We start from the raw sequence: 12,410 nt of genomic DNA on the forward strand, positions 1-12,410 counted from the left end.
GCAAGGGATTACTGGGAGGAAAACCGCAGGCAGATTAGTGACATCGTTGCTGATTCCTATCTGGAAGGGTATGATGAACTCAACATCGGAGCTTCCTTTAAGAGAGCTGCCGCTGTCAGCATCGCATTTTACGTCTTTACCCGGACGGTAGGCAATGCAGATGACTATTTTGAACACGAGGATTTTCTGGACATCTTTGATTTTAATACGCAGGCTGCCGCCAATGTGCTGGGAACTGCGGTCAGCGAAATGTCCAGCCAGATCTTCCGGGAAATTGAACGCACGATCCGAACCTATGAAAGAGATAAGCAGGCAGAAAGGAGCCAAAACTATGATGGAGCTGAATTACACGAAGAACGGCGATTACCTGATTCCGGACATCCAGTTGTCGGTGCAGGAACAGAAGCCCCTGGGCAAGTACGGGAGGATGCGCAGAGCGTTCCTGCAGGAGAACAACACGCTGCTGTACAATCACCTGATCCTGACCGAGAAGCTGTATCCGCACCTGTGGGAGATTCAGAAGACCGCTACCGCACGGATGGAGCAGATGATGGCGGAGCTTCTGAAAGCGAATCCGGCACCGGACAAGAAATCGAACCAGATGGCCTGGGTGCAGCACATGAACATGCTGAAAGCGCAGGCAGAGGAAGTTATTCTGACGGAACTTATCAACAGTTAAACTTCATGAGTCTGTTTCAGTCCGAAGCAGAGCAGATTCAGAAAATTGATGCGGCGGCAGAACATGCAGCCAGAGAAGCGGAGAGCGAAAAGCCCTCCGCTTTTGTCATTTCTGAGGATGAAATCGACCGGATGCTGCGGACCGGTTCTAATTTTGAAGGCGGAAAGATCCGTATTTATGCGCTGTATCAGCAGCAAGGGGACGCAAAAGAACGAGCTGCATTCTTGAAAGCGGAATACGGTCTCGGTGGCCACAGCTATACCTTTATGGATGGCAGTCGCGGTTTTGCCGATTATAACGGAAGAGGTATTCTGCTTCGCAATTATGACCATGACCGGGAAGTGCGACTCACATGGTCGGCAGTGGATAAGCGGTTAGACCGGCTTGTGGAAAATGATCATTACCTGACCGCGCTGGAAATGGAAGAGTATCGGAAGCTGGAGCAGGAATACGGCGCGCCGCTTCCTATGCCGACTGCCGCCCATGTGTTTCCGCCAACGCCACCGGAACGCTACGATACCGGAAATGAGCATGTGGACAACATGCTGAATACGGCTGCGGATGTATATGCCCGGAGTGAACTGGCGGCACCACAGCGGTTTACCGTGATGGAGACAGACGATGGTTATGCGGTCTGGGATGATATTCAGGACGGCATTCATGTGGAGCCGGATGGTGTCAGCGAAGAGTTTACCAGCGAATGGGAGGCAGAGACCTACCGCCAGCAGTTGATTGAAAAAGTTCAGGAACGGGAAGCAAAAGACTGGCTCTATGTTGAACAGAGCAAGCAGAATTTGCAGCAGGACATTCCATTTCTGGATGTGGAATCCGAAGAAGCACCGGAATCGGCTCACGCAGAGACAGATCCTCTGGTGCTGGAAATGCAGGAACACGCCAGAGAACTTGCCAGAGAGTCAGGCTATGCACCGGATGAACGATTTGTTGTCACGATGACCGGCGAGAACTTCCCGGATTCTAAGGATGCGTTTGCCATCTGGGATTATGTTAAAGAAGAGTATTACGGATATTCGGACGGAAAAGTGCAGACATTTGCCGATTATGTGAGTGCGTCAGAGGCGTTGCAGGAGATTCGCGGCAGGAATATGGAGGCTGAAAAAGAGCCTGCAACTGTGCAGCCAGAACCGGCAGCTCCGGTGCAGCCAGATTATCGTGTCGGCGATACGCTGTATCTGGACGGAAAGGAATTTACGATTGAAAAAGTCGGGCTTTTTGATGTGGGGCTTCGGGACCCGGATTCCGTGTATCCGACCTTCCGCTCGGAAAGCAAAGAAAATCTGGCAAGACTTTTGGAGCATGAGGAAAATGTTCACCTGCATAATCTGGTGGTTGATCTGAATCCCGGCAGAGAAAAGCAAAGTGAGGAACAAAAATCAGTAATTCCAGAGACAGAGCCGGAGAACACTCATGCAGAAAACTATCGTATCAACAGCTTTCATCTTGGCGAAGGCAGTCCTAAACAGAAATTCCGTGCCAACATGGATGCCATCTACACGCTGAAAACCTTAGAAAACCAGCACAGGGATGCGACACCGGAAGAACAGGAAACACTGGCCAATTATGTCGGCTGGGGCGGGCTGGCAGATGCCTTTGACGCAGAGAAAGCTGCCTGGACAGGCGAATATAAGGAACTGAAAGCAGCTCTTACGGAAGAAGAATATGCCGCAGCCAGGGCTTCGACTCTGAATGCGCACTACACCAGTCCTACCGTGATCCGTGCAATCTATGAAGCGTTGGACGGTATGGGATTTGAGAAAGGCAATATCCTGGAACCGTCGATGGGTGTCGGCAACTTCTTCGGTATGCTGCCGGATTCCATGCTGGAAAGCAGACTGTATGGTGTGGAACTGGATTCCATCACAGGGCGTATTGCGCAGAAGCTGTATCCGCAGGCAGAAATCAAGGTGGCAGGTTTTGAAACCACCGACCGCCGCGATCTCTATGATCTGGCCGTGGGCAATGTGCCATTTGGCAACTACCGTGTCAGCGATAAACCCTATGATAAGCTCGGTTTTTCTATCCACAACTATTTCTTTGCCAAGGCATTGGATCAGGTTCGTCCCGGTGGCATCATGGCCTTTGTTACCAGCCGCTATACGATGGATGCCAAGAATCCGGACGCACGAAAGTATCTGGCGCAGCGGGCAGAACTGCTGGGAGCCATCCGACTTCCCAATAATGCATTCCGTGCCAATGCCGGTACAGATGTAGTGTCGGATATCATTTTCCTGCAAAAGAGAGACCATCCCATTGATATCGAGCCGGATTGGGTGCATCTGGGGCTGACTTCGGAGGGCATAACCCTCAATAGTTATTTCATTGACCACCCGGAAATGGTGCTGGGTGAGATTACAACGGAAAGCACCCAGTACGGCAAGGAAGAATGTACGGTCATTCCGATTCCGGATGCAGATTTGGGAGACCAGCTGCATGAGGCTGTGCAGCATATCGGCGGCCACTATGAAGCGCAGGAGCTGGCACCGGAGGAAGAACTGTCCTTGCAGGGCGAAACCATTCCGGCAGACCCCAATGTAAAGAACTTCTCCTATGCAGTAGTAGATGGGGATGTCTACTTCCGTGAGAACAGCATCATGCGGAAAGCTGACCTTTCTGCGACGGCCACCGGCAGGATCAAGGGCATGGTGGAGCTTCGCACCATCGTGCAGGAACTGATTGACTACCAGCTGAACGATTATCCGGAGGACGCGATTGCCCAGAAACAGCGGGAACTGAATGTAGCCTATGACCGATTCGCCGATCAGTATGGGCTTATCAACTCCCGTGCAAATGCGCAGGCTTTTTCGGAAGATTCATCTTATTATCTGCTCTGCTCTCTGGAAAATGTGGATGAAAACGGCAGGCTGGAATCCAAGGCAGATATGTTCACCAAACGGACGATTCGACCGGAACGGGCTGTTACCAGCGTAGATACTCCGGCAGAAGCTCTGGCAATCTCTATCGGAGAGCGCGGCAGAGTGGATTTGCCCTATATGTCGGAGCTTTTAGGTACACCGGGAGAATATGAAAAAATCCGGCAAGAACTGCATGGTGTCATTTTCAAAGACCCGATGACGCAGGGCGGCGAGGAAAACGGATGGGTGACGGCTGATGAATATCTGTCCGGCAATGTCCGTGAAAAGCTCCGTGTGGCAGAACTGGCTGCGGCTTCTGACCCTGCCTTTGCGGTAAATACAGAATATCTGAGAAAGGCGCAGCCGAAAGACCTGGATGCGTCGGAGATTGATGTGCGCCTTGGTGCTACATGGGTAAATCGAGATTATATCCAGCAGTTCATGGAAGAAACCTTTGAACCGCCGTTTTATCTGCGCCGGAACATTGAAGTGAAATTCTCTCCCATGACGGCAGAGTGGCAGATTACCGGTAAGAGTACACCGAGCCGGAATGATGTTCATGCTTATATGACCTACGGCACCAGCCGAGCCAATGCCTACCGGATTCTGGAGGATACGCTGAATCTGCGGGATATCCGTATCTATGATACCGTGGAGGATGCAGACGGTAAGCAAAAGCGGGTTCTGAACAAAAAGGAGACCACCCTTGCCCAGCAGAAACAGCAGGCCATTAAGGATGCGTTCCAGAATTGGGTGTGGAAAGACCCTTATCGACGTGCGGAACTTGTGGAAAAGTATAACGAGCTGTTCAACAGTACCCGTCCTCGTGAGTACGATGGTTCTCATATCCGCTTTGGCGGCATGAATCCGGAGATTCGGCTGCGGGAACACCAGCAGAATGCCATTGCTCATGTGCTGTACGGCGGCAATACGCTGCTGGCTCACGAGGTAGGTGCCGGTAAGACTTTTGAGATGGCAGCTTCTGCTATGGAGGCAAAACGGCTGGGACTGTGCCAGAAATCCATGTTTGTCGTTCCGAATCATTTGACCCTTCAGTGGGCAAACGAGTTTCTGCGTCTGTATCCGAGCGCAAAATTGCTGGTGGCAAGCAAAAAGGACTTTGAAACTGCCCGCAGAAAGAAGTTCTGCGCACGAATTGCTACTGGTGATTACGATGCAGTCATCATCGGGCATTCCCAGTTTGAGAAAATTCCGGTGTCCGCAGAACGGCAGGAGCGGATTTTGACTGCCCAGATTGATGAAATCGAAAACGCCATTGCTGAGATGAAATCCCAGAATGGCGAACGTTTCTCCATCAAACAGATGGAAAAGACCCGGAAAGGATTGGAGGCGAGATTGGAGAAACTTCGGGCAACCGACCGAAAAGACGATGTGATTACCTTTGAGCAGCTGGGCGTAGACCGACTGTTTGTAGACGAAGCACATGCCTTTAAGAATCTGTTCCTCTACACAAAAATGCGCAATGTTGCAGGCTTGTCCACATCGGAAGCGCAGAAATCTTCGGATATGTTTATGAAGTGCCAATATATGGACGAGTTGACAGGCGGGCGCGGCATCATTTTTGCGACCGGCACCCCGGTTAGCAACAGCATGACGGAGCTTTACACCATGATGCGGTATCTCCAGTACGGCACGTTGCAGCAGAAAGGGCTGACCCATTTCGACAGCTGGGCTTCTACCTTTGGTGAGACCACCACGGCCATTGAGCTGGCACCGGAAGGAACCGGATACCGGGCAAGAACGAGATTTGCAAAATTCTTCAACCTGCCGGAGCTGATGAATATGTTCAAGGAAGTGGCAGATATCAAGACTTCCGATCAGCTGCATCTGCCGGTGCCGGAGGCAAAATTTGAAACCGTGGTGGTGCAGCCTTCGGAGCATCAGCAGGCGATGGTGGCGGAGCTTTCGGAACGGTCGGCGGCTGTGCATTCCGGTGTGGTAGACCCGTCGGTCGATAACATGCTGAAAATCACATCGGATGGCAGAAAGCTGGGACTGGATCAGCGATTGATGAATCCGCTCCTGCCGGATGACCCAAATAGCAAGCTCAACGCCTGTGTGCGGAATGTGCTTCGGATTTATGAGGAAGGACAGTCGGATAAGCTGACCCAGTTGCTGTTCTGCGACCTCAGCACGCCGAAGAACGATGGAACCTTCAATGTCTATGAGGATATCCGCGCCAAACTAATTCAGTCCGGTGTGCCGGAAGAAGAAATCGCATTTATTCATGATGCCGATACTGAGGCAAAAAAGAAAGATTTGTTTGCCAAAGTGCGTACCGGACAGGTACGGGTATTGTTAGGTTCGACACAGAAGATGGGTGCAGGCACGAACGTGCAGGACAGACTGGTGGCCGTGCATCATCTGGATGTAGGCTGGCGGCCTGCGGACATGACCCAGAGAAACGGTCGCATCATCCGTCAGGGAAACCGAAACAAAGAGGTGCAGGTTTATCAGTATGTGACGGAAGGAACCTTTGACGCTTACCTCTATCAGACACTGGAGAATAAGCAGAAGTTTATTAGTCAGATTATGACCAGCAAATCTCCGGTTCGTTCCTGTGACGATGTAGATGAGCAGGCTCTTTCCTATGCGGAGATCAAGGCACTTTGTGCAGGAGATCCGCAGATCAAGGAGAAAATGGACTTGGATGTAGATGTTGCAAGGCTGAAAGTATTGAAGGCAGACCATCAGAGCCAGCAGTACCGCTTGGAGGATAAGCTGATGAAATATTTCCCTGCGGAAATTGAGAAAACGCAGGGGTTCATCAAGGGCTTTCAGTCGGATATTCGGACGGTGGCAGCACATCCGCTGCCGGAAGAAGGGTTCTGCGGCATGGAGGTAAATGACACACGCTTTACTGAAAAAGCAGAGGCCGGTGAAGCAATCCTCGCAATCTGTAAAACCAATCAGAGGTTGGAGCCGGTGCCGCTTGGCAGCTATCGCGGTTTCAAGATGGAGCTGGCATTTGACAGCTTCCAGAAAGAGTATCAGGTACTGTTGAAAGGTGAGATGACCCACCGAGTGCCCATCGGCACCAGTGCTGCGGGCAATATCCAGCGTCTGGATAATGCTCTTGCCGGGATTCCTGCAAGACTGGAAAAGGCGGAACAACAGTTGGACAATCTCAGGAGCCAGCAGGAAGCGGCGCAAGCCGAGCTTGGAAAGCCGTTCCCCCAGGAGGCAGAACTGGCGGAAAAGAGTGCAAGACTGGCAGAACTGGACGCACTGCTGAATATGGATGATCGTGGAAATGATGATCCTGACCGTGAAAAAACAACGGAAAAGCCGTCTGTCCTGGCAGAGCTGCGTGACCGTGCAGGGCGCATTCCGCCGATGACACATCGAGATGATGAGGAGGTGGCACTATGAGTGTTCGGGAACACTGGATCAATGTCCGGGTAAACCCGGAAGAGCTGGCGAGGATTCGTGAAAAGCAGAAAGAATTGGGTATTCGGAATACCGGTGCCTATATGAGAAAAATGGCGATGGACGGGTACTGCGTGAATCTTGATTTGTCGGATGTGGCGCAGGTATCCACCCTTCTTCGCCGATGCAGCAACAACCTGAACCAGTACGCAAAACGAGCCAATGAATCCGGAAGCATCTATGCGGAGGATATCCGGGATTTGCAGAAGCGGCTGGATGAACTCTGGGAGATGCAGAAGCTGATCCTGAAGAGACTTTCTGTTATTCGCTGAAGGCGCAAATGTGCGGGATTTCTACAGCACATGGCACAGATGAAACTGTCTGTGCCGTTACATAATTTTTTGCAGGCCTTCCTCTTGACATCGTGGTGTTTGGCAAGCGTGAACGGTAAAATGTAGATGAAAAGAAAAACGAAAGGGTGAAATCCATGAAGATCGTATGTTTTTTGTTGAAGCTGATGCTGAAAATCCTGTTGCTGCCGGTTGCATTTTTTCTGCGATTTCTATGCTTTATCTGGAATCTGCTGATGCAGCTATCCCTGCGGGTACTTTCGCCGGTTATGCTTTTCATTCTTGGCTGCGGCATCTATTCTGTAGTTCGGGCGAGCTGGACGGATGTGTTCCTGCTGACCCTGATTGAGATGGGGCTGTTCGCAGCTGCGGTTGGTGCGGGCGGCATCATGGAACTGATGGAACAGCTGTGTGAGCGTGTAGAGGATGTTTTGACAATTTGAGTTCAGGAGGTATTAGATGGATATTCAGTTTATGAAAGATTATTATGATTTACGGTACGAGGAAACAGATGGAGAGAATCATTTTGTGGATGAGGCAGCTTATCAGGAAAAACAGTCTGAGCAATCGAAGATGGAAGACCAGCTGATGGAGATGGTGGGCGGCAGCGAATCTAATGTGTGGAAACTGTACGAAAGCATCATGTGCGTCTATTTCGATATGGAAGAAATCATCAAGCAGGCCGTTTATTTGCAGGGAGCTCATGACCGGGAACGGATGTTAAAATGAGAATAGTAGATTGGTAAGAGCTGCCTTCAGGTAGCTCTTTTTAGATGGAGGAATATGAAAATGGCGGCTACAAGACTAATTGCGCTGCATATCAATAAAGGAAAGACGGTAGCGCAGTGCCTGGCTGACCGTACTGATTATTCTGAGAATGCAGCAAAGACGGAAGGTGGAAAATACATCAGTGCGTATGCTTGTGACGCAAAGACCTGTGATGAAGAATTTCTGCTTTCCAAACGGCAGTATGAGCATATCACGGGAAGAACCCAGGCGCATGATGTGATTGCATATCAGATTCGGCAGTCCTTTAAGCCCGGAGAAATCACGCCGGAGGAGGCGAACAAGGTTGGGTATGAGACGGCCATGCGATTCACCAAGGGAAAACACGCATTTATCGTGGCAACTCATGTTGATCGTGCGCACATTCATAACCACATTATTTTCAATTCGACTACATTAGACTGCACCAGAAAATTCCGAGATTTTCGCTTATCCGGTCTTGCACTGGCAAGGCTCAGTGATATCGTCTGCCTGGAACACCGGTTGTCGGTCATTATCCGGAAGCCCTATGGAGAGCGGCAGAAGAGAACGGAATATCCGGAGAAAAAATCGCAGCGGGATGAAATCTGCGAGGCCATTGATGCAGCATTGGCAAGAAAACCAAAAGACTTCCGGGAACTCATTGGAATTTTGCAGGAAGCAGGGTACGAGTATAAAGATGGAAAACAGCCTGCCCTGCGGGGAAAAGGCCATGCCAGATTTGCCCGTTTCCGCTCTCTTGGCAAGGGCTATTCAGTTGAAGAACTTTGCGAGGTGCTTGCTGGGAATGCGATTCATAAAAGTAAATTTGCAGAGAAAAACCGCACAAGCGCACGGTCAGTACAGGTGCATCAGAAGTCGGAGCTGTCGTTCCTTATTGACGTCCGTGCTAAAATGCAGGCGGGCAAAGGCGCAGGGTATGCGCGCTGGGCGAAAGTCTTTAATCTGAAACAGATGGCAAAAGCCATGATGTTCATGGAGGAGCATGGAATCAAGAGTTATGCAGAAATGAAAGAAAAGGCAGATGGAATTTCTGAAAAATGTGATGCACTGCTGGAATCTGTAAAGGCAGATGAGGCACGGATGTCGGAAGTGTCGGTGCTGCGGAAGCATCTAATCAATTATGCTAAGACAAAAGATGTTTTTGCCGCATATAAAGCATCCGGCTACAATCGGGAGTTCTATGAAGCTCATCGGGATATGCTGGCCTTGCGCAGCGCAGCAAAAAAGGCGTTTGATGATTATAAGAAAGAGAACGGCTCTGACAAAAAGCTTCCGCGCATCAGCGAGCTGAACGCAGAGTATGCGATGCTCCTGGAACGAAAGAAAAGCTCCTATGCAGAGTACCGCAAGACCAAATCGGAAATGCAGGATTGGCTTGTGGCGCAGAAGGTTGTGCAGGAAATCCTGAAAGAGGACGAACAGAAGAAAGAGCAGCTGCATGAGCAGGAAGTGCGGCAGGAAGAAGAAAACAGGCAAAGTAGTCGATGATGGAATGTCCGGTGCAGTGTGGGTGTAATGCTCATGCTGCACCGGGCTTTTTTTCTTTGGCAGGAACTGCCGTTAAAGCATCCGGAACGGATGCGCAGCTCGATGCCGCAGGCAGCGTTCTATGGGGATTGGGGAGTTTTCCCAACAAGCAGAAAATCGCTTTCGTGTCACGAAAGCCCTGCTTGCGAATTACATGTTTCTTAGTTTTAGATATACAACAAGTTTCTAAACAACGACATTTTGAGTTGATTCTGGAAAGAACTTAGTGTATACTTAATTCTGATATATTGCGCCATTTTGGGCTTAAAACAAAGATTTTGAGGAGGCGTCAAACCAATGGCATTGCGTATTCCTTGGGATATTGAAGAAGCGGTGCTGATGCTTGATATGCTTCTCAAATCTATAGATGGAAAACTTACAAGAAAAGAGGCAATTCGTCAAGTTTCTGAGAAGCTGCGCAGACGCGCAGTAAATAGAGGAATAACGATTGATGATATCTTCAGAAATGAGAATGGGATCACATTCCAGATGTCAGCTTTGGAAGTTGCCTATACCGGAAGGAAAACAAAACTAAAACAACCCACAAAGCTCTTCGTGGAAACTGTAAATTTGTATAGGAATAATCGAGAGTTTTATGAAGAAATACTTAAGGAGACTGAGAACGTGGTTGAGCCAAAGCCTGTGCAGGATGAATTCTGCTCGTATCTTTCGATGCAAATGCCGACGTTTCAGCTGTCAGATGTGTATCTGATGCTTTCGGATATTGAAAAATTTTGCTTGGAAAGAAAAATTCTTAAGAATAAACTTTTTGAAACAACTGACCTCGAGACAATCAAACGAGTTGTTCGGACGGTTGATTCTAACCGAGTCTTTCGCTTCTCTTATAAGCAAAATCTGAAAAAGATGTCGACCGTAATTCATGCGTACTACACTTTTCTGAAGTCTTATAAGTCTGATGGAGAAAAAAAGGAAGTAAAGCCGATTATTCAGGATGAAATACCTTCTTCGCTTGATACAGATAGTATGAAGCAGATGGATGAGACTGTGAGTCGGCAGGCTATCTCCGTGCCTGCAATCGAAAGAACCAAATTAACGGATTTAGAGGAAAGACAGAAGTTCAATGACTGGATGCTAAGTTCAGGAATGTCAAAGGCCACGATTACGAGTTATATGTCTTCTTTTGGCCAGTGTGTAAAGCTTGTAGCAAACTATAAATTGTGCGAGACGAGCCTTTGGAATGTATCGAACGCAATAGATGCCAGCAATATCTATGATCAGCTGTTTGGCATTTCTGGATTTTACGAATATAACAAGCAACAGCACAACCGATTTAGTGCCGCATTTCGTAAATTCATTGAATACAGATCAGGAGGTAGCCCGGCAAGCTTGAATCCCTCGCAGCCGGCACGATTTGCGATTGAAAAAATGGCAACGAGAAGGAAGGAGAATGATCCTGTACTTATTCGTTACAAGGAATTGCTTGCTAAGTACTTTCAGAAGGGATTTCGCATGGAATCCTCACTGGATATGAAAAAGCTTCATAGGTTTTATCAGCAGCAATATGGAGCAGAGCTTTCTGATGAGGACAATCTTGTTTGCCAGGACATCGGCTCAGTAACAATTCTTCATGACGGAAAAGCTTATCTTCCGGATTCGATGCTATCGCAGGAGAAAAAAGAAAAGCTGCTGCAGTATATAGAGGATAAATTCAGTTCTGGTTGTGCTGCCATCTATTACGGTGCATTATTTTCGGAGTTTGAGGAAGTTTTACAGGGTGAGCATATTTATACGCCTGAGATGTTAAAGACTTATCTGTCATACATCAACAAGGGAAATTATGTTCTTCAGCGCAGCTATCTTGCTAAGGACTACACCGTACAAATGAATCCTGAAGATGACATCAGAGAGTATCTTAAAGAAGCAGCCGGACCTGTTGAAGTGGAGCGACTTGCTGCTGAGCTTTCTTACATTCCGGAACAGAAAATTAAGTTTGTCCTTAGCACTAATAATGATTTCATCTGGAACACAACAGGCGAGTATTTCTATGAGGATTGTGTCCATTTCAGCAATTCTGAATTGGAGTGGATTTCTCAATTCATCTTGGATGGTATTGAAGAACGGGACTTTGTTACTGGCAATGAACTCGTTGAAGCAGTAGAGACACATTTTCCTGACATTAAAGAAATGTACCAGTGGATTGCGCCGATCGGTATGAGAAATGTTATCGGGTATAAGCTGAACGATAGATTTTCCTTCAATGGTAATATTATCAGCAAGTATGGCGAGGATTTGTCCATGGCAGAAGTGTATGCAAAGTACTGCCGTAAACATTCTCGATTTACCTTGGATGAGCTGAATGTTCTGAAACAGGAACTTGGTTCTACGATTTATTTTGATGAAATTTATGCCAATTCTCTGCGCATAAGTCAAAATGAGTTTGTCTCTCAGGATATGGCGCAGTTTGATGTTGAAGCAACTGATGAGGCAATCGGGCGAATTTGCACAGGGCAATATATGTCGCTTCAGGGAATTCGTGACTTTGGAACATTTCCGTATGCCGGTTATCCGTGGAACGAATATCTGCTGGAGCATTTTGTCGCAAATTACAGCCAGAAATTCAAGTTGCTCCACATTGGGTACAGTGCCAATATGTGCGCTGGCGCTATTGTAAAACAGGCATCCTCCTTTGGGAATTTTAATGCTCTTCTGGTTGAGATTCTGGCAAACAGTAATATTGTGCTGAATGAAGATTCTGCATTGGAATATCTGCGACAGCAGGGATATATCGCCCGTAGACGCTACAGCGATATAGGAAGAATAGTAACCGAGGCGAAAGTGGTCCGGTCAAAGAAAGGATAAGATGAA

The 12,410-nt window shown here is 48.4% G+C and carries 7 protein-coding genes; all 7 read left to right on the top strand.

The features are described 5' to 3' along the window. Positions 1 to 334: 334 nt before the first annotated feature. The 7 genes from ACI6NM_RS13570 (at position 335) to ACI6NM_RS13600 (ending at position 12,404) form a co-directional block, all read left to right on the top strand. Positions 335 to 679, top strand: coding sequence for a TnpV protein (locus ACI6NM_RS13570; RefSeq protein ID WP_438501107.1), 345 nt, complete (start codon positions 335 to 337; stop codon positions 677 to 679). Between the two features lie 266 nt (positions 680 to 945). Beyond that, the gene (locus ACI6NM_RS13575) at positions 946 to 6,942 is read left to right on the top strand and encodes a DEAD/DEAH box helicase family protein (protein WP_438501108.1); all 5,997 of its coding nucleotides are present in this window, start codon (positions 946 to 948) and stop codon (positions 6,940 to 6,942) included. Then, positions 6,939 to 7,271 (top strand): plasmid mobilization protein, encoded by a 333-nt coding sequence (locus ACI6NM_RS13580; RefSeq protein WP_438500907.1) that lies wholly within the window; start codon positions 6,939 to 6,941, stop codon positions 7,269 to 7,271. Before ACI6NM_RS13575 ends, ACI6NM_RS13580 begins: the two co-directional genes overlap by 4 nt. A 155-nt stretch (positions 7,272 to 7,426) precedes the next feature. Next, complete coding sequence (locus ACI6NM_RS13585; RefSeq protein ID WP_438500908.1) at positions 7,427 to 7,732, top strand: hypothetical protein; 306 nt, start codon at positions 7,427 to 7,429, stop codon at positions 7,730 to 7,732. 16 nt (positions 7,733 to 7,748) lie between these two features. After that, on the top strand, positions 7,749 to 8,018 hold the full coding sequence (locus ACI6NM_RS13590) for a protein BART-1 (RefSeq protein WP_438500909.1): 270 nt from the start codon (positions 7,749 to 7,751) through the stop codon (positions 8,016 to 8,018). A gap of 60 nt (positions 8,019 to 8,078) precedes the next feature. Continuing rightward, entirely contained in the window at positions 8,079 to 9,545 is a 1,467-nt protein-coding gene (locus tag ACI6NM_RS13595) for a relaxase/mobilization nuclease domain-containing protein (protein WP_438500910.1), read from the top strand. A gap of 336 nt (positions 9,546 to 9,881) precedes the next feature. Beyond that, positions 9,882 to 12,404 (top strand): hypothetical protein, encoded by a 2,523-nt coding sequence (locus ACI6NM_RS13600; RefSeq protein WP_438500911.1) that lies wholly within the window; start codon positions 9,882 to 9,884, stop codon positions 12,402 to 12,404. The last annotated feature ends 6 nt before the right edge of the window (positions 12,405 to 12,410 follow it).

The organism is Pilosibacter sp. YYHA0881 (assembly GCF_051602715.1).
Classification (GTDB): Bacteria; Bacillota; Clostridia; order Lachnospirales; family Lachnospiraceae; genus Alitiscatomonas; species Alitiscatomonas aceti.